Origin of the sequence: Chitinophaga sp. (assembly GCF_035538455.1) — a bacterium.
Lineage (GTDB): Bacteria > Bacteroidota > Bacteroidia > Chitinophagales > Chitinophagaceae > Chitinophaga.
This window is the reverse complement of record NZ_DATLKJ010000093.1, coordinates 14,948-34,217: the sequence shown is the minus strand read 5'-3', so window position 1 is coordinate 34,217 and position 19,270 is coordinate 14,948. Positions and strand designations below refer to the sequence as shown.

Sequence of the window (19,270 nt, the reverse complement as noted above, 5' to 3'; positions counted from 1 at the left end):
GCAGCTCCTCCCCGGCCCAGGAGTAAAAGAAAGGCGTCATAAATGAAAAGACCCGGGCTTCTGGTCAGAAACCCGGGCTTGTATATTCAAACAAGGGACAATAATCAGAACTTATCCCAGAAAAGCCTGGTGGTCAGTATATCGCCACCAATGCTGACAGCTGCCATCTCACAGTTTTGAGCATTCACATTTCTTTCTCCTATCGGGTATATATAGCGTTTGGGAATATCATTGTAGATAAGTCCTGCCGGTGCATTTAAAACGGGATAATCATATCGGCGCCATGTCAGCCAGCCTTCTACTCCACGGTTATAAAATGCCAGGTACTGCTGCGTACCTATCTTCTGTTTAAAATTACCGGGCGCTTTATCATAAGCCACATCATCCCGTTGGATATAAGTGTTGTATTCATCTGCCGTGCATCCCCAGTAAAGCAGGGAGGCTTTAACGGCATTGTTATAATGTTCCGTGGCTGTACCGGATACATTGAAACCTCTTTCCTTCGCTTCTGCCAGTAAAAAGAATACCTCACTGTTATCAAATAAAAGCGCTTCAAAGTCAGGAGCCGTGATCAACGGGTTTATATGTGAGCAGGAGCCGTAAACATTGGAGGAGCCATATTTTCCGCCGGTATAACCATTGTCTTTCAGTGTAAAATAATTTTTCCTTCTCGGGTCCTGTAACTGGTTCATCAGATCAACAATTGTATTGGCCGGCACCCAATCTGTGCGACCGGCCTGAACAAGATCTGCCCATACCGGGTTATTGTTGGGCGGGGTAGCCAGGTACTTCAAGCGTGCGTTGTCCGCAGCTGTTAATATTAAGCCACCGCTATGACTAGCCGCAGATTCTGCCACTGCCCTGGCCCTAATCGGATCAATATCCGCCAATTGTAATCCCAGCCGTAATTTCAGGCTGTTGCCAAACTTAATCCATGCAGCCACAGATCCGTTATATATTATATCATTATTGCCCAGGCTGGAACCACCAGGATCAAGTCCGTTTATATCGGTATCCAGTCTTTTCAGCAGATCGGCAAAGATAATATCCTGTTTATCATATACGGGCAACATATTGCTGTTCTGTAAAGCCTGTGAATAGGGTATATCTCCGAAAGTGCTCACCAGTAATGAATAAGTATACACCTGCAGCAGATCAATGACCAGCAGCCTATTTTTAACCTCTACAGGATCGGGGTTTGCTTCCCGGGAAATCACCGTCTTAGCTTCTTCCAGATCTTTGAGCACATCACGGTACAATCCATCCCAGAAAGCGTCCGGCAATTTCCTTTCCCGCAGCAGATATCTGCTTTCTGTTGGATAAGTTGTCTGCGCCCAGTATTGCGCCATCAGGCGGAATACATTTGTAAAAGCATTGCTGTTAGTAATTACATCTGTGAGGCTTTTCTCAGCCGCTGTAACCAGCGTGGCCCCCGGCACTGTGGCGGCGCCTTTGGTGGGCGTATTCAGCTCTGTTTTGGTACAGGATAAGAGCATCATCATGTAAAGCCCTGAAAATATTATTGCTTTCTTCATGTTATTGTTTTTTAGAATCTGCACTTCAGGTTAAAACCATATGTCCGGGCTGTCGGATAGCCGCCCCCCATGTTTCCCTGCAGGTTGCCGCTACCCAGGTTATCTTCTGGGTCAGCATAAGGCAGTTTTTTATGAATGATCCACAGGTTGCGACCTATAACAGCAATATCAATTGCTTTAATCCAGCCAATCTTTGAAATCAATGCCGGTGGCAGCGAGTAACTCAACGCTATCTCCCTCAGCTTTATATAACTGGCATCATAAATAAACTCCGCATGTGGACTGGAATTAGAGCCTAGGCCCCGCTGGCCTGTATAAGGCACTCTTTTGGTGTTGGGATGCCTTTTGCCATCTGCATCAATGACAATACCGTCATAAATCACACCGCCATCGGGACCGGGATCACGTACAGATTTGCCCAGTTCATTCAGCCCGGTGGTATTGGGATACAGACCGGCGCCTGTGCCATAAAACATGTCCAGTGAAAACAGCTGACCACCTTGGCGCATATCTACAAGGAAGCTGCAGCTGATGTTTTTATATGTAAAGATGTTGGTGATCCCTCCTATCCAATCGGGATTGGGATTACCAATAATTCCATTGCCGCCCGTTTTATAATAACCACTTTCATCAACAATACGTTTTCCTGTTTCAGGATCAATAATAAAGTCCGTCCCTCTGATTACGCCGTATGGCCCGCCCAGAGATGCATTCAGGGAAGTACCACTTTGGAAATTCCCAGCTCCCAGCACTACATTATCTATACCCGCCGGCAGGGAAAGTATTTTATTGCGATTACGGGCCCAGTTCAGGTTGATTGCCCAGGAAAAATCATGCGTCTTTACAGGCGTTGCGTTCACTGTCACTTCTATGCCTCTATTTTCTACATTCCCGGCATTCACCACTTTGGTATTATAACCCGATGCAGTTGATACGGGCGCAGCAAGGATCTGGTTAATGGTATTGGTTTTATAGTACGTAATATCAAAGCCAAGGCGATTACTGAAGAACGACAGCTCAAGTCCGCCTTCAATACTTTTAGTGCGCTCCGGTTTTAAATCAGGGTTATTCAACGCCCCGGCAACAGAAAAACTCACCGCGCTGCCGAAAGGCGTGGGCTTATCATAGGTGGTAAGCACATTCAGCGGAGGCGCATCACTGCCCACTTCAGCATAGTTCAGCCGCAATTTCCCAAAGCTTAACCAGGTTAAACTCTTTAGCAGCTGCGAGAATGCAAAGCCTGCCGATATGGAAGGATAGTAATAAGTATTGTTATGTTGCGGTAAAGTGGAGGAACGATCACGCCGTATCGTCGCATCCAGGAACAACATGTCTTTATACCCCAGGTTTGCATCCGCGAAAATACCATCTACCTGCGTCTCACTGAGAAATTCAGAGGGGGCAATGATCGGGTTCACAGAATTATCGAGAGTATATAACTTAGGAGCGGAAAGTCCTCCGTTAGTAGAGGCGAAAACAGAGCTGACCTTCGTCCGCCGGATATTGGTACCCAGCACACCTTTCAGGACAAGCTGTTCTGTGAGCTTCTTATTCAGGTTCAACAGCAGGTCATAATTGTATTCACTGAAGTTGCGGTTGAAACGCTGGTACCTGGAAACACCTCTGCTGCCAACAGCAATCCTTTCCTCCTGTGCTTCGCTGTAGGAATCGAGGGAAACGCGTCCCAGTAAATCCAGCCAGTCCGTAAGCTTGTAGTTTAAAGAAACATTCCCAAAATAACGGTAGCGTTCATCATTCTCATAATTTTCGTAGCGGTTCCAGTAAGGATTATTTTCGTATAGGGGTGATGGATCGGTAGTGCTCTTCATATTCCAGGTAATATTCCTGCCAGTATTGAAGTAAGCAGCTTTCTGATCCATCATATCAACATTCAAGGCATAGAACTGACGGAAACTTCTCATAACATTATTGGCATCATACCCCGTACCATATCTGCCTTTGCCGCTTGTAAAGGTGTAGTTGATATTACCTGAAGCTGTCAGACGATCTGTTACACGATGAGACGCGCCGAAGTTCACCATATCCTTACCCAGCTTACTATTGGGCAGCAATCCCTTTTCTGTTGTTTTGGTATAGCCCAGTTTGAAGTAACCGTTGTCTCCGCCACCGTCTATCAAAATACTATTGTTGGTTGCCAGCGAATTTTCGAAAAAACTGTTGGGATCATGTTTCGGCGCAACAAAGGGGAATGCTTTACCATAAGTTGGAGAACCCTTGTAGAAAGACCGCCAGTCATAAACCATCAGATCAGGATTGTACGGCGCTCCATAAGAAGCATCTTCTGTTAAAGGCGAAATCAGGTCTTTAATACCATCACCATTCACATCTTTATAAAAGAAATACCCATCGGGAGAATCATACACATTACTGACAGGATCATAGTAACCTTCTCCAAATTGTTTCTGGTAAACAGGCAACGTGCTTTTGTCAGCCTTACCGAACACGAGCCCTGTATTTACAGTAATCCCCAGACCTTTCCGTCCTTTCTTTGTCGTTATCATGATCACGCCGTTTGAAGCACGGGAGCCATAAAGTGCCGCAGCGGCAGCGCCTTTCAACACATTTACTGATTCAACATCATCCTGGTTGATGTCTGCTGCTGCATTACCATAATCATATCCGCCGCGGCCCAGTTTCTGTGTACCGGAATTATTGTTCGTATTATCTACCGGTACGCCATCAATAACAAACAACGCCTGATTATTGAAAGAAATAGATTTGCTACCACGTAGTACGATATTGGAAGAACCGCCCATCATGTTGTTCTGGCTGACCTGCAGCCCCGCTACTTTACCTGAAAGCGCGCTTACAATGTTGCTGCTTCTTGTTCTGTTCAGTTCATCAGCGGTTACCTGCTGGGATGAATAAGCCAGTTCATTTTTTTTCCTTTTGATATTCATAGCCGTCACCACCATCTCCCCCAATGTCTTTGTATCTGGCACGAGTACTACAGTGATGTTGAGCGAATTACCCACAGTGACCTCTCGTGGTTGATAATTAATACTGTGAATCTGTATTACAGCGTCGTTACCAGGTACATTGAGCATAAACCGGCCGTCTTTGTCAGTAAGAGCCCCCGTAGAAGCGTTCTTGAGTTTTACAGTAACAAAGGGTATAGGTACTCCGTCTTCACCTTTAACTATTCCCGAAATCTGTTTCTGTTGGGCATGCGCCAGCTGTATACTTATTAAAAGTATAGTGATAACATGGATAATCCTCTTCATAGCAAATAAGTTTTTGATTTTGGTGATCACAATCTCAAGTGGCAGTAAGCATATTTAAGTTCATGGAGTTGTGGTGTCATTTCGCAATGACAACAAACAGGTCATACATTCATAATATCAAGATGATCTTATGAATATTCATTTAAAATATATTCTTCTCTAGATGCTGATGTTAAAGTGAAAGAGACGTTGGCCTTCATCTCCATTGCAGCTGCATACAGAATCAGTCAGCAGCCTAATTTACACTGAATATTAACAACCTTGCACACTGAAATTGATGACTACTTTGCAGAAATTAACCTCCGAAAAATTACCTGCTACTAATAAATGAAAGCAGAAACACCTGACGCAGTAATAGTGCCGTAACTGGTATTTGCTTTCCAAACGGGGACTCATATGATTTTCATATCAACAAGAAATGTACATATAATTAGAATTCCTTACTCTTTTTTAAAACACAAAATAGATCATATCAAGTATTATAGCAAATAATAAACATTATCACCATAAACAAGACACATACCCTCAATACGGATGTTTCATTTCTTAGTAAAAGTTCGTTAATCTGTATAATGTACAGAAAACAAAAAGAGGCCATACAAAAGGAATTCGGCTAAAAAGGAAAACCCCGCGACTAACGCAGGGTTTAAAAGTTGCTTGTGAACACTATGGTATAAAAACCGATTCTTATTACAATTAAACCGCAAAAATCAGCACGTTATGCAAAGAAAATATGAAACTTTTCCAACATCATTTTCTCTGCCGGACTTTCAATAAAATGAACAGGCTTATCACCCATAAAGCTAGCCCACATAGTAAAAGTACTCGGAGGCCCAATCAGATAATCACATTGCGACATCAGATAATGGTCCGTTTTTACATTATTACGGGAAATGATTACCTCCCCAAAATGCTGATGATAAACGGATTTATTCAGATCTGTATCGTTACTAAATATAATCACTCTACATTTTTTATTCAGTATCGCCAGCAGCTCAGTTATTTTACTAACATACACCTCATCTCCATAAAAATACTTTCCTCCCAGGAATTCCTTATAATCACCCCTCCGTATATGTACCCCTATCAGCAACTGCCCGTCGGTTCTTTCCAGGTAGCGTTGCTGCAGATCCGCCATGTTTACATCCGGTGCAAATAACTGCTGATATACTTTCCGGTACTTTCTCACCAGATCCTCATGCCGGAAATACCAGCCTTCCAGGAACAGCTTTTCTTTGTTACCCTGTAAGATGTAATTAACATAATCGGCCTTCCGTCCCTCATTATCAAAATCAACTGACTTGATTAGTTTAAATTTCAAGCCTTTCTTCACTAACTTCTTCGTCGACCAATCTGCAATCCAGCTTCTGTTATACTCATTGAGTTGCGGATAATCCTTATAATACTTGTGCATAAAAGGATTCACAAACTTTATCTGATGCTCCCGGCAAAAGGAATCGAAATAAACGTGCTGAAAGAAAATATTGCTCGTCTGTCCGTATGGCCTGGCTAAAACTATCGTTTTCATATAATAGTAATCCAAAATAGTGCGCAAAGATATTAAATTTGGTATTGCGCATCACCTATGTTATCGATTAAAAAAACAAAACCCGCACTTATTGTGCAGGTTTCGAAAATTGCCTATGGTCCCTCCGGTGCAAAACCTGAGCCTTTTCGTCTTTATCTATGAAAATTGGCTAAAATCAACTGATTGTGGTTTATTAAAGTAAATATTAGTTAGCATCTATTCTCCCGCACGATCCTGGAGCATAAACCGCCATTTAACATCCTTATATACTACTTTCAATCCATTCTTATTATCTACCACTACTTGTCCCTGCCACTTTCCATGCTTATCCCGTTTTGCTGTAAGCCGGTATTGCACATATTTCCCTTGTTCGTAATCGTATGATTGCCCGTCATCATCATATAGCAGTGAAGTACTTTCAGCTTCTCCATAATGTCGGATTTCCAGTGGAAGTTGTTCGCCAGGCGCCGGCGTATGCAATACCGGTGGTATCATGGTAATAATGCCTCCGTCTTTTACATACAGCGGTATTTTATCCAGGCCGGGGGCAGCAACAATTATATTGCCATTCCCAACATATTCACCGGTGTAAAAGTCGTACCATTTGCCTTGCGGTAGTATTACTTTTCTATTGGTTTGCCCGGCAAACATTGGCGCTACCAGAAGATCATCTCCCAGCATAAACTGGTCTTTTACATCTTCCCGCAGAGCAGTCTGATAAGGGTTATCTGTTCCATCCAGCGTTGCTTTTTGGGCTTGATGTTGAAACGAGAAGCCCTCCACCAGGTTCATAGCTCTGACCGGAGGCTTGCCTTCCAGGTAATACTGGGAGAAAACTGTATAGAGATAGGGGAATAATTGTATTCTCAGCAATGCCACGTCTTTTACTTGTTTCTCCACTTCCGGAAAGCTCCACGGCTTGGTGCCATCTGCCCAGGCGTTCAGCATAGCCATAGGTGAAAAGCAGGCCGATTGCATACGTCTCAACCATTCCTCCGCTGTTTTTGAGGCCCTTACTTCCGGAGTCCAAAGTACGCCGATGAAGCTGCTGTTACACAATGCGGTGATAAAATCGCGATGATTGTAATAGTCATTATAGATAACATATGGAAATGAGGATGCACCTGCATTGGAAGCCCTCACCAATCCGTAGGTCCGTATCCCTTTCTCTCTGAACCATTCTGTTGTGAGACGCTGCATCATAACCCCGTATACCTGTCTCATTTGCTCAGCGGTTGTTCCAGATGGGAATGTAGCTACATCCGGCCATAGCCAGGTGTCAACGCCATCCACTTCATCAATTTTGTACCCGGAAATGCCGATATCCAGGTGCTGTGTCTTGAAAAGATTTTTGTACAGCTGCTGAGCGGATGGCAGGGTAAGATCAGGCACCAGTCCATTCCATACGGTATGGGACCCTGACAACGGTTTAACATTGTTATATAGTGATGAAGCCGGGGATAAATATGGATTCAACCATAAGTTCAGTCGAATACCTTTTGCCTGCATTTCTTTTACAAAACCTGCAGGATCGGGGAACCTGGTTTTATCCCATTCGAATGTGCAAGGATAAGCCTTGGTTTGCCAACCGGGTTCCAATCCAATAAAATCCAGCGGAAATCCATGTTGACTGAACGCGCCAGCTTCCGCTTTTACCTGGTCTGCAGTAGATAGTGTTGGCATACGATGAGTAAAGCCCAGACCCCATTTGGGAGGAAGCACGCCGCCGCCATTGAACAGGTTATAGCGCTGCACTACTTCCATCGGGTTTTTACCGGCAAAAACATATATTTCTGTACCTGTTGTTGGAACAAGCATTTCAACGGCGTCGGAGTAAGGCTGTGCACTCCAGTCGGGATCCGTATTCCGGTCGTAAACCTTTGGCGGATGCTGACTATTGACCTGCACGGCAGTCCCTGCATACACGGTAATATAACGGGCGCTGTTTACCAGCACTCCATACCCATTGCTGGAAATGTAAAACGGAACAGGGGCATGCGAGCGGCCATCATCCCGACCCTCATAGTGATCCATGTGCAGGTTAAGCACTTGCCCTCTGCGGTTAACCGTTTTGAATTGCAGGCCGAGGCCAAATAACTGCTCTTCCTTCTGCAAGGGGAAATGCAGATAAACTTTCCCTTCTTTTATTTCAGCCTTACAGTCTGCCTGCGGGAGCGGGAATTGTACATCCCCTAGTTTTTGCAATGCCCCTTTTCTGGGGCTGCCGCCTGCTGTTCCAAGTAAATCCAGCTTATCGGGCTGTCCTATGGTAGTTTTCCAGACACCCGGTGCAACCTGCTCCCATTTTAAGGGAACAGGTTGCGCTTGTATAAGAGATCCGGAAACTATACCGATCAGAAAAAAAAACCATCTCATCTTCATAAAATTATTGCAGGGGATCAAAAGCACCTCCATCCCACCCGTTTGTTTGTTTAAGATTGCCATTCAACTCCAGGTGCTTGGTGTTGACAGGATAAAAATAATAATTGCCTTTAAAATCTATTTTGAATACCTTATCCACTGCCACCAATGAATCCTTGAAATACTTGCTATAGCCCAGGTCGAGATTAACCGTATCCTGTATTTTGTTGAAATCATTCTGCGGTATCAGTAGTGTGGTTACCAGTCCATGTCTTACCTTTCCATTCAGTTCTTTTTCAAATAGCTTCCATCTTCTCAGATCCCAATAACGCTTTCCTTCATAGGCGAACTCTATTTTTCTTTCCAGCCTGATTGCATCCCGCATCGCTTCCGTATTCATGCCGGATTTCAGTCCGTACATGTTATCACCACCGGCATCTATGCCTGCACGTTTTCGGATGAGTTTAAGTATTTCGTATGTCTCACTGGTATTACCTGTTTCATTGGCGCATTCCGCCAGGTTCATCAGCACCTCCGCAAAACGTATTTCCACCCAATCTGTGCTGCTGTTATAGGTAAAGAACCTGGAATAACTTACATCTACTGCTTTCTTGCAATAAAAACCAGTTTCAGTAAGGAATTGTGTTTCTGCACCAACATAATTCCACTGCCTTCTTCCGGCTTTCCCACTCAGTTCCCAGGGGCATCCGTTATAGGCGATAGTGGCAGCAAAACGGGGATCCCTGTTCCTCCAGTAATGCACCTCATCATAGCCCGCTGCCGGATCAGTGACAGGCCGGCCATTTTTCATAGGAAAAGCATTGACCATTTCCAGGGTAGGATGATTGGCTCCGGTGTTATTTTGCGCCTCACTCAGCGGACGGGTTGCTGCATTCCAGTCATTCACCTTATCAGGGTAGGAATAACGGTTTACAAAAACCACCTCCTTATTCATTTCATCAAACCAGATATTAGCGAACTTATCATAAAGACCTACCCCTGCAGATTCCAGTGATTCCCTGGCCGCCCTATTGGCTTCATAAGCCTTTTGCCATCTTGCAGGATCGTTGGAGGGGTTGAATTGTGGACTCGCATAATACAATAGGATCCTTCCTTTCAGTGCCAGTGCTGCGCCTTTTGTAATCCTGCCCAGGTCGTTACCTGTCCACACAGACGGTAGCAGTTTGGCTGCATTATCCAGGTCAGCCACCATCTGGGCAATACATTCAGATGTTTTGTTCCTGGATACCTGCAGGTTATCTGTAATCTGCTGAGGCTCCAGTACTAATGGTACGCCTCCATACAATCTCACCATACCAAAGTAGCGCCATCCTCTTAAAAATAAAGCCTGTCCTTTCAACAGGTCCTTTGTTGCGGCAGGTAAGGTTCCTCCGTCGATGTTCTTTAAAAGGATATTGATATTCCTGATTTTATCATAAGGCCATAAGTCAAACGAGTTGATTGTAAGCTGGCCATACATAACGGCCTCTCCTCCCGGGGCTTCATCTGAGGTACCGGCATCGGAGGTGTTCCAACCCGGAAGGTTATCTTCATACAACCTATTTACATAAGCAGTTGCAAGTTTATCATCTTTCCATACATCAGATTCGTTGACAGCGCCCAGGTCTTTTTTTTCCAAAGGCTTCTTGCATGCAGTAAAGCAAGCTAGTAAAACCAGAGCATATATAGTAGTATATCCGACTTTCATAACTATTTTTCTTTTCACGTTATAAAGTAATGTTCAGACCAAAGGTGTAGTTCTTCATCAAAGGATAAGAGCGCATGCTTGCTGCTTCCGGATCCCTCACCTTCACATGGTCTTCCAGCAGCAACAGATTGGTACCTGTGAAGAAGAATCGTACAGCAGCGAGGCCACTTCTTTTCACCAGCAACCTGGGCAGGTCGTACGACAAGTTAACATTCTTCAACCGTAAAAAGGATCCGTTCCGCAGCCAGAATGTGGAGGCAGCATCGGCTGTATTCCTTCCGGCACGTGGAAATGAGGCGTTGGGATTTTCAGGCGTCCAGTGATCATTCCAGTAGGCAAAATTTGTTTCTTCTGTTCTCGCTTGCGCGTAACGGACATCAATCATTGTTTTGTTACCTGACAATCCCTGAAAAACCAGATCGAGGCTCAGTCCCTTCCAGGTACACCCCAGGGCTATGCCGTAATTTATTGGAGGATTGCTATAATTGGCGATGTATTGCGCATCATTATCATCAATTTTTCCATCCGGCTTATCATCTACTGCCCCGCGGATATCACGGTAATTGAGCATTCCCAGTTCCGGTTTCTGGCCAAAGATTGTATAGCCGGCAGGTAACGCGTCGAGATCAGCCTGTGTGCGGATGATTCCCGTGGCTTCATATCCCCAGATACGGTTCATATTGTACCCGATAACGGATTTATAAACACGCTGGTTCGCAGGTTGATCCTGTATCTTTACTTCGTTTGTAGCATACCCTAAGTTGCCGGCTATGTAGTAGCTGAAATGTTTGTTAGCACTACCATTATACTTTGCAGATAACTCAAAGCCCCTTGTATTGATAACGCCGTAATTCTCTGCAGGGAGCGTTGCGCCGAAAGTGGATGGCACGCTTTGCTGCCGTGCGCCAAGAATATCATAGGTATGAGTACGGAAGATATCCGCCGAAAAATTCAGTTTACCATTCAGCATATACGCATCTAATCCGCCATTCCAGGATACAGACTTTTCCCAGGTAATATCCGGGTTCGATAATGAGCCAGGCGTGATTCCGCTGGTAATACCACCCAAAACGGCGCCATTGGAAACATTATAACGCTGCATCCACTGCCAGCCGCCAACGGCATCATTACCTATTAAAGCTATTGTACTTCTCAATTTGAGGTCATTCACAAACGTTACATTGTCCTTGAAGAAAGGCTCTTCTGACATGCGCCATATAGCTGACAGAGAAGGGAAAAAGCCCCAGCGCCTTGAAGGCGAGAACTTTACAGAACCATCGTATCTGAAAGCTCCTTCCAGGATGTATTTATCGGCATAATTATAATTTAGCCTGCCTATATAGGAAGAGCGGCCATCTTCCCATCCGCTTCCATTGGCAAACTGACTGGCGGCACTGCCGGCAAATAGCTGGTCTATGGAAGGCGAAACAAAATTGTTCCGCTGACCGTTAAAGTTATTTCCAGTGCTTTCTGCCTGTTCGTAAACCAATAACGCGTTCAGCTTATGCTGCCCGAAAGATCTGTTATAGGAAATATATCCGTCCAGCTGGTAAGCTTCCTGGTTATCATATGCTTCATAAAGGAATTCCCCGTCGTTGCGCGTTTTTATGCTCTCGAATTCATCTGTCACAATATGATTGTGCCCGCCGCTACGTTTAAACACGGACAAGTCATACGGTAAACTGAACTGCTTCACGAAATTGGTCCTGGAGTATTTATTGAACATGACTTTTAACTCCAGGCCAGGTATAAACGGCACCTTATAGCGAAGGGCAGCAATTGTGTTATAGTTCGTAAATTTTTTCTTGTTGTAGCCTGTCTGGCCTTCTGTTATTGCCAATGGCGACCATTCTACATAAGTACCGTTCAGCTTACCGTTTATATACGGTGGGACAGACTGGGTTCTGAACAGGAACGCCTTATAGAGGTCTTCCATATTATCGCCGTCACCATCATATCTCCAATAGGGTTTCTGATCGTTCCTGACATCCATGCTTACATTCAGGGAAGCCGTCAGGTTGTTGGTAATATCTGCATCCACATTTGCCCTTAACGTGTTTTTGCGAAAGTCGAGCTTGTTGAAGGAACCTGTTGCATAAAAGTAGGTACCATTCATAAAATAGCGGACCTTGGGAGAACCTCCGCTTACCGACAACGAATGCCGGGTAGTTACGGGATTTTTCCAGGCCTCGTCAATCCAGTTCCAGTTATGTGTCTTAAAATACGCCAATTCATCAGGCGAATAATACCTGGCATCATTGACAGGAATATTATCGATGCGCAGGGCGTCGTTAATTATGGTGGCCTGGTTGTAGGCATTCTGGGCTTCAGGAATGCGTATGGGTTTATCCACTCCTACTGAGCCGTTGTATGAAATAACAGTTTTGCCTTCTTTGCCTTGCATTGTTGTTACGAGGATAACGCCGTTAGCGGCACGGGAACCATATACAGCTGCAGAAGCCCCATCCTTCAATATGGAGATATTATCCACTTCACTGGGGTCCAGTGCATCAAATGCAAATTTATCCCGCACTACTCCATCAATTACATAAAGGGGATCAGCGTTGTTCCAGGTACTGGCAGCACGTATACTGATAGACGAGGCCATCCCAGGCTTACCACCGGATTGCGTGATACGTACTCCCGGCAATCTTCCCGCAAGGGCATTGGAAAGGTTGGCTACAGGCTGGTCTTTTATTTCTTTACCTGAAACCGTTACTATCGCACCCGAGAGCGTAGCCCTCTTTTCAGTTCCGTATCCAACCACTACAATTTCATTCAATCCATTAGCAGTGCTGCTAAGTGTAACGTCCAGGTGGCTGTTACCTCCAACACTGACCTCCCTGCGATTAAACCCGATGTAAGAAAAAACCAGGACGGCATCAGGTGCTGCATTAATTGCGTAACGTCCATTTTTATCAGTAACTGTTCCTCCTGGAGCATTCTTCACTTGTACCGTAACCCCCACCAGCGGTATTCCGAGTGTGTCCTTTACTGTTCCTGAGATACGGAAGGTATCTGTAGCCGCCTCGCCCCCTCGACGCAGCGCCAGGTCAGTCAACGATCGGGGTGTCTGTTGGGTACGGTTTTGCATATTGCCTCGCTGCGGGTCGCTCTTCACTGTTATGGTATTTCCAAATTTTTTGAACGACCAGTTCAGCTTTTCAGCTAGGCTATCCAATATATTATTAGCTGTTAAGCTATGGGCATTCATTCGAACAACTGTATCGGGATTAATGCTATGGGCATCAAAGACAAAAGTGACAGCAGTTTTCTGGTTGATAACAGAAAATAATTTTCTTACCGAAATACTTTGAAAATTTTCTGTGATAGTGGGATCTACTTGAGCATTTACACTTTTCCCTGACGAGGTATTGAACGCAATCAGTTCTGTCAGGAGGTAAATGATAAGACATCTTACCCACATCAATAATGCCGTGGAAAATCTTTTTTTCATACTTTTAACGTGTTTTGATGAAGCAAACGTCGCCTGTGCGCGGAGAGTTCCTTTTCCGCACAATGACGCATTATTACATTAACAGGCCGGTAGTCCTGTCCGATTACCGGCATTTTATGTTAAATGCGGTTATAGCATATATATGTGTATATGGGGTTTTAAAATTCAGACAGGATTACTTTCCCTCCTTCAATCCTGTATTTAAAATCATAATTGAAAGACAGGCTTTCTAATACTTCCTGTAGTGTTGGATTGCTGTATTCTCCGGTAAGTCGCCACTGCCGCGACTTCAATTGGTTGATATCAAAGTGTACTCCATAAAACCGCTCCAGTTTGGCAAGCACCTCGTTGATGTCCGCATTGTCGAAATAAATAACCATCTGTTTCCAGGCAAAACGTTCCTTGAAATTAAATTTTCCCTTTTCGATACGATCTTCCCTTTTAGTATACAAAACTTCTTCGCCAGGCGCCAATATAATACCCTTTGCACCTCCTTTCTCTACCAACACTTTACCATTTGTCAGGGAAACAATGATCTGCGGATCATTAGCAAAGGCAGCAACGTTAAATGCAGTACCCAAAGCAGTTACGGCCAGCTTTCCTGTATGTACTGTAAAAGCTTGTCCCGGTTGAGAATGGATATCAAAGCAAGCTTCCCCCTGGAGCTGCACATTTCGGTGTTTCCGGCCAAAATCACTACTGACCTTTAATACAGAACATGCATTAAGCGTTACCGTAGTACCATCCGCTAAACGAAAGCTTCTGACCTCACCAAATGAAGTGGAATATTCTTTTTCATAACCGTGGAAATAATTAAGATAGATAAAACTCCCACCCACTAATAAGAATAACACGGCAGCAGCTATCCACCACCTTCCACGAGTAGTATAACTACTTCCCATAGCAGGTACAGTGCTAAGTGCTTCATCAAGCCTGGATAATTGTTCCCATCCCTTTCTCAATTTCCGCTCATGTTTCCTTTTGCTATGTACGTCGGGATACTCGTCCAGATCGTTCTCATCCAACCATCGACATACCAGGCTTTCTTCTTCAGGAGTACATTCGTCGTTAAAGTATTTTTCCAGTAATGCTCTGTCTATAGGCGCCATAGAATTGCACTTGAAGAGGCCGTCAGTTATAATAAGTGTATAAAACACCTTATATACCCTAAACCGATTTAAAAAAAATTAAAATTTTCCGGTGGCTAATTTCCTAAGGGCCAGGGAAACATGATATTCCACTGTCTTTACAGAGATTTCCATCCTGTTCGCTATTTCCAGGTAGCTAAGCCCATTGTAGCGGCTCAGGTAAAAAATCTCCCGTGTTTTCTGTGAAACGGATTCCAAAAGGTTATGCAGGTAGGCCTGCATGTCTTTATAGCGGATATGTTCCTCAGGGTTATTTAATACGCGGGGAATAGCCACATGTTCAGTAGCCCGCTTTTTCTTTAGTCTCATTTTGAGATAAAAAAAGGCAGTATATTTAGCACAACGGGTAATATAGTTTTCAAGAGAGCCTTTTAATTCAATCTTTTCACGGCGTAACCAAAGGGAAGTAAACACATCTTGCACTATGTCTTCGGCATCTTGTTCAGAATCAGTGTAATAAAATGCAATATTATATATCCGCCGTTCATATGATTGATATATTAAGCGAAATACTATAGGGTCACCCTGTGCCAGCCCTGTTAACAAATAAACATCGTGATTGGAGGGGCGCGAAAACTCAGGTGCCATTTATTATTGAATTTGGGGAAAGATAGAGAAGCTCGCAGACAGTTTATTGTAGCATTTAAGCTAATCATGAAAGAATTTTAGCAAATAACGGGCTGGGAAAGGCACACCATTAAACACTGTAACGTACGGCTGTAACCATGCAAAAATGAAAAAACACTTAAATCCCGGTACAGATATTTTCGTATTAGTAATAGCGGGATTACCCCTTTTTATTACCATAACTTGTAACAAAATATTAAAAGTACGGTTACTGCCATTTTCGAAAAAGCGGTGGTACGACAGCAAGCAAAATGGTGCACACAAAAGCAGGAATAAGAATTATCTTCGAGGCTGATTTATTGAGCAAGGCTGTTACAAATTACAATAACCATGTTCAGAAGTACCAAATCAATCTTGACAACAAACATCATTAACCCGCACCATGCATTCAGGAAAGATTCTTTTGAAGAGAGAGACGAAAAATTATAACGCAGGATTTTGTATACTCAACTGTACTATACCTGACATATTCAAAAATGTACCACTACTGCACCCTGAAGAGAAAGCCTATTTCGATACCTTACAATTCGACAGGAGAAGGGAGAGCTACCTTCAGGGGAGAATAGCCGCCAAAAAAGCAGTGAATGTGCTGTTCCCCCATGCAGATCTGTCATCCATCCTGATCGACCAGGGCATCTTCCAGTTCCCCGTCGTAAAAACAGCCGCAACTCACAACATACAAGTAAGTATCACCCATTGCGATGCGATCGGCATAGGGATAGCATTCCCTGAAGAGCATCCACTGGGTATTGACGTAGAGAAGATAGACGATAGTAAAACGTTAGCAATAAAGAGTCAGGCCAGCGATAAAGAGCTTTCCCTGCTTCCAGGCGGCGGGTTGTCCATTACAAATGGCTGCGCCCTTTTATGGACTGTGAAGGAAAGCTTGTCAAAAATACTCAGAACTGGATTGATGATAAACTTCCACTCACTTGAAATCCAGACCCTGGAAAGAGAAGGAGTGCTGTACATCAGTACTTTTTCAAATTTCGCGCAATATAAAGCTATCACATACCTGACAGCAACACATGCTTGTTCCCTCGTGCTGCCAAGGAAAACTACGGTGGAACTAAATGCCTTCCTGGACGTACTGTCGGGCGTTATTTGACTCAGTCTTTTGCCGACTTTTCTTCCTCCCTCCAGAATACACTCTTTCCCATAGCGTCTTTTTGGGTCTTTCACAGTCGTAAATTTCCCTGTAGCCTTTCCAGTTGTTCCAGCTCTCTTTTATAAGGCGTCATAATCTGAAAAGTATGAGATGTAGATGAGTGGTTTAAATTATACTTAACAAAAGTAGCTCCTGTACCCGAAGGGCCAACGTCAATATAACAACAGGCGCCTCTATTTTCAAGATATGCTACCGTTGCGGGGAAATTCATGTAGCAACTTATGGCTTTCCAGAAATAATCATCCGGTAGCAGGCTTAGTTCTTTGCTATATACTCCCGAAATAAATCCTGCATTAGGGGCGGCCAGAGAGGATGCACTGCCTGTATTATACATAAAACTATGCCGGCCATATTCAATTTGCGGAGAATGAAAGGGATAATTGACAGGTAGCCGTAAAAACTGTATATCCAGTTTGTTCAATTCAGCCTGAAATGCATCCAGGTGCTGCGCAAGACCGGCGAGTGTAAAATGTCCCTCAAAATTGTCGGCAGCCAGATAGAGCTGATGTTTTAGGTAAAGTGGCTCCAGGTATTTATTTTCATGTATAACTGCTAACATTCCACCTGACACGTCATTACTCACAATTGATTTAGCTTGTTCAATAGCAGCTTCTATAGCACTCTCAGCGGCCCATACCCCGCTCGCTACTCCTGCCGCAAATTCACCAAGACTACTGCCAGCTACATAATCAGGGGTTATGCCTTTCTCCTGCAGCACCCTATACATGGCTATTTCTACCGCTACAATAGCAGGATGAGTGATCAGCAAATCATCAAACGGATACTCATCCATATAATAGAGTTCTTCGATCAATGACCGGCTTAATTGTTTCTGTACTATTACCTCACTCTGTTCCAGACTATTTCTGAAAATAGCATTCTTTTTAAACAATTTTTCCCCCATACCTCCGTATTGGCTTCCCTGGCCAGAAAAAAGGAATACCATATTGTCTTTACTCTTCATATTCGATTCATTTACCGGCCGAAAAGGGTTTCAATCCGTTCTATTACTTCGGGTTGATGGAAGGTAATATCGTGCATTTTCAATTCCTGCGCTATTGCCTCTGGAAGTTTTTCCCTTATACCGGCAGTTAAATGTTTTTTAAGTGTAATAAGGGATAGCCTGGGCTTTTCAGCCAGACTCCGGGCTAAATCAAGCGCTTCTTTCAGTACCAGGAATTTTGGTACCGTCTTCAACGGAACACCCCGTTCTTTTAGCTCCTCTCCTCTGTAATTCCTGGCTGAGAACAACATTTCCGTTCCTAAAGCACTCCCCAACCTTAAAGGAACCATCAGCGTACCACCCATACCTGGAGTGAATCCATATTTCATAAAATTAGTGGTATAAATATTCTCAATACCGAGAATAGTAAAGTCTGCATAAAGGCCCATTACAAACCCACCACCTATACCGTGCCCCTGCATAGCAGAAATAACGGGTATTTCACAATCCAACGGCAGCGTAAAAAAATTAAGATCATTAAATTTTATTTCTTTTTTAAAGATCCGGAGTAACTCCTCTTTTGCACCTCCGCAGCAGAAGTAATTTTCATATCCTGTAAGAATGACCACCTTATATGCGTTATTCTGCTTTATTCTTTCAAAAACTGCTATCAGGCCACTCATTAGGTCTTTAGAGAAAGTGTTATGGGAAGCCCTGTCTTCCATAGTAATCTGAGCTATATCAGGTGTTATCTCACTTAGTTTCACTACTTGTCCCATGGAAATTTTCCGTTTTGCACAAAGTTCTTAATATTGGTTTGTACCTTTTCAGTGCATACCAAAGCACTGATTTTATCTACAGCCAGTTGTTGCGTGTCCTGGTTAATAATCCACAAACGGGACATATAATCTTTCAGGTTTTTTATGGTATCTGTGTCCAGTCGCTGTAACCGGAGTAAATTTCTGCGGAGCATATCATTTACATTTGTAGTTAGTTCATCTATAAGATTTATCTGGTAAGCCTGCTCAGCAGTTAGGCTTTGTGTGGTCAGGGTCATCCATTGCGCTTTCTGATATCCGATCCGGCGTATTAGAAATGGCATTACACAGGCAGGTAACAACCCAAACAATGCTTCTGAGAGGCTAAATATGGCTTTTTTATCTGCTATCACTATATCGCTGGCGGCTATCAGCCCAATTCCGCCAGCGTTCACCCTCCCCTCTACTTTAGATATTATCACCTGGGGACAGAGAGAAAACCATTTCAGCATTTCATAGAATCCATTGGGATCATCCGCAGCTATCGCATCAGTCATGCCATTACTGATTGCAGTAAAATCCATGCCTGTACAAAAGTTATCGGGAAGTCCCTCCAGCACCACTACTTTAATGGTAGGATCCTTTTCAAGCAGGTGCAGCACCGTCATCATTTCTTCAATGAGTGTACCATTAATGCTGTTTGCAGATTCGGGCCGGTAAATCTGTAGATAACATACACCCCGCTGTTCATGTACCTTGATGGTGTTATATTTATTTTCTACTGTATGCATA

Annotated in this window: 12 protein-coding genes; 1 reads left to right on the top strand and 11 read right to left on the bottom strand. The window is 43.8% G+C overall.

Features of this window, described 5'->3' with window-relative positions; translation table 11 throughout:
• Positions 1-104: 104 nt before the first annotated feature.
• The 8 genes from VM802_RS10750 to VM802_RS10715 form a co-directional block, all read right to left on the bottom strand.
• Positions 105-1,535 carry a SusD/RagB family nutrient-binding outer membrane lipoprotein gene (locus VM802_RS10750; RefSeq protein ID WP_325530196.1) on the bottom strand — a complete coding sequence of 477 codons (1,431 nt, stop codon included), beginning with the start codon at positions 1,533-1,535 and terminating at the stop codon, positions 105-107.
• 11 nt (positions 1,536-1,546) lie between these two features.
• Positions 1,547-4,780 (bottom strand): SusC/RagA family TonB-linked outer membrane protein, encoded by a 3,234-nt coding sequence (locus VM802_RS10745; protein WP_325530194.1) that lies wholly within the window; start codon positions 4,778-4,780, stop codon positions 1,547-1,549.
• Positions 4,781-5,498: 718 nt separating this feature from the next.
• Positions 5,499-6,308 carry an alpha-1,2-fucosyltransferase gene (locus VM802_RS10740; RefSeq protein WP_325530192.1) on the bottom strand — a complete coding sequence of 270 codons (810 nt, stop codon included), beginning with the start codon at positions 6,306-6,308 and terminating at the stop codon, positions 5,499-5,501.
• 216 nt (positions 6,309-6,524) lie between these two features.
• Complete coding sequence (locus VM802_RS10735; RefSeq protein WP_325530190.1) at positions 6,525-8,684, bottom strand: glycoside hydrolase family 31 protein; 2,160 nt, start codon at positions 8,682-8,684, stop codon at positions 6,525-6,527.
• A 10-nt stretch (positions 8,685-8,694) separates the two neighbouring features.
• Complete coding sequence (locus tag VM802_RS10730) at positions 8,695-10,308, bottom strand: RagB/SusD family nutrient uptake outer membrane protein (protein ID WP_325530188.1); 1,614 nt, start codon at positions 10,306-10,308, stop codon at positions 8,695-8,697.
• Positions 10,309-10,396: 88 nt separating this feature from the next.
• Complete coding sequence (locus VM802_RS10725; RefSeq protein WP_325530186.1) at positions 10,397-13,834, bottom strand: SusC/RagA family TonB-linked outer membrane protein; 3,438 nt, start codon at positions 13,832-13,834, stop codon at positions 10,397-10,399.
• A 158-nt stretch (positions 13,835-13,992) separates the two neighbouring features.
• Positions 13,993-14,943 carry a FecR family protein gene (locus tag VM802_RS10720; RefSeq protein ID WP_325530184.1) on the bottom strand — a complete coding sequence of 317 codons (951 nt, stop codon included), beginning with the start codon at positions 14,941-14,943 and terminating at the stop codon, positions 13,993-13,995.
• Positions 14,944-15,021: 78 nt separating this feature from the next.
• A complete protein-coding gene (locus VM802_RS10715; protein ID WP_325530182.1) occupies positions 15,022-15,570 on the bottom strand; it encodes an RNA polymerase sigma-70 factor in 549 nt (182 codons plus the stop codon).
• A 421-nt stretch (positions 15,571-15,991) separates the two neighbouring features.
• Between VM802_RS10715 and VM802_RS10710 the strand changes: the two genes are divergently transcribed.
• A complete protein-coding gene (locus tag VM802_RS10710; protein ID WP_325530180.1) occupies positions 15,992-16,717 on the top strand; it encodes a 4'-phosphopantetheinyl transferase superfamily protein in 726 nt (241 codons plus the stop codon).
• Positions 16,718-16,787: 70 nt separating this feature from the next.
• On the opposite strand, the gene VM802_RS10705 is transcribed toward VM802_RS10710, so the two are convergent.
• The 3 genes from VM802_RS10705 to VM802_RS10695 are packed head-to-tail and all read right to left on the bottom strand — an operon-like array spanning position 16,788 to position 19,269.
• Positions 16,788-17,741 carry an acyltransferase domain-containing protein gene (locus VM802_RS10705; protein ID WP_325530178.1) on the bottom strand — a complete coding sequence of 318 codons (954 nt, stop codon included), beginning with the start codon at positions 17,739-17,741 and terminating at the stop codon, positions 16,788-16,790.
• 11 nt (positions 17,742-17,752) lie between these two features.
• Positions 17,753-18,499: a polyketide synthase gene (locus VM802_RS10700; RefSeq protein ID WP_325530176.1), complete on the bottom strand. Its 747-nt coding sequence runs from the start codon at positions 18,497-18,499 to the stop codon at positions 17,753-17,755.
• Positions 18,487-19,269 carry an enoyl-CoA hydratase/isomerase gene (locus VM802_RS10695; protein WP_325530174.1) on the bottom strand — a complete coding sequence of 261 codons (783 nt, stop codon included), beginning with the start codon at positions 19,267-19,269 and terminating at the stop codon, positions 18,487-18,489. Before VM802_RS10695 ends, VM802_RS10700 begins: the two co-directional genes overlap by 13 nt.
• Position 19,270: the final 1 nt, after the last annotated feature.

What these genes read in the sequence shown, in the direction of transcription:
- VM802_RS10750 (WP_325530196.1), bottom strand. Translation starts at nt 1,535, where the DNA reads ATGAAGAAAGCAATAATATTTTCAGGGCTTTACATGATGATGCTCTTA.
- VM802_RS10745 (WP_325530194.1), bottom strand. Translation starts at nt 4,780, where the DNA reads ATGAAGAGGATTATCCATGTTATCACTATACTTTTAATAAGTATACAG.
- VM802_RS10740 (WP_325530192.1), bottom strand. Translation starts at nt 6,308, where the DNA reads ATGAAAACGATAGTTTTAGCCAGGCCATACGGACAGACGAGCAATATT.
- VM802_RS10735 (WP_325530190.1), bottom strand. Translation starts at nt 8,684, where the DNA reads ATGAGATGGTTTTTTTTTCTGATCGGTATAGTTTCCGGATCTCTTATA.
- VM802_RS10725 (WP_325530186.1), bottom strand. Translation starts at nt 13,834, where the DNA reads ATGAAAAAAAGATTTTCCACGGCATTATTGATGTGGGTAAGATGTCTT.
- VM802_RS10720 (WP_325530184.1), bottom strand. Translation starts at nt 14,943, where the DNA reads ATGGCGCCTATAGACAGAGCATTACTGGAAAAATACTTTAACGACGAA.
- VM802_RS10715 (WP_325530182.1), bottom strand. Translation starts at nt 15,570, where the DNA reads ATGGCACCTGAGTTTTCGCGCCCCTCCAATCACGATGTTTATTTGTTA.
- VM802_RS10710 (WP_325530180.1), top strand. Translation starts at nt 15,992, where the DNA reads ATGCATTCAGGAAAGATTCTTTTGAAGAGAGAGACGAAAAATTATAAC.
- VM802_RS10705 (WP_325530178.1), bottom strand. Translation starts at nt 17,741, where the DNA reads ATGAAGAGTAAAGACAATATGGTATTCCTTTTTTCTGGCCAGGGAAGC.
- VM802_RS10700 (WP_325530176.1), bottom strand. Translation starts at nt 18,499, where the DNA reads ATGGGACAAGTAGTGAAACTAAGTGAGATAACACCTGATATAGCTCAG.
- VM802_RS10695 (WP_325530174.1), bottom strand. Translation starts at nt 19,269, where the DNA reads ATGCATACAGTAGAAAATAAATATAACACCATCAAGGTACATGAACAG.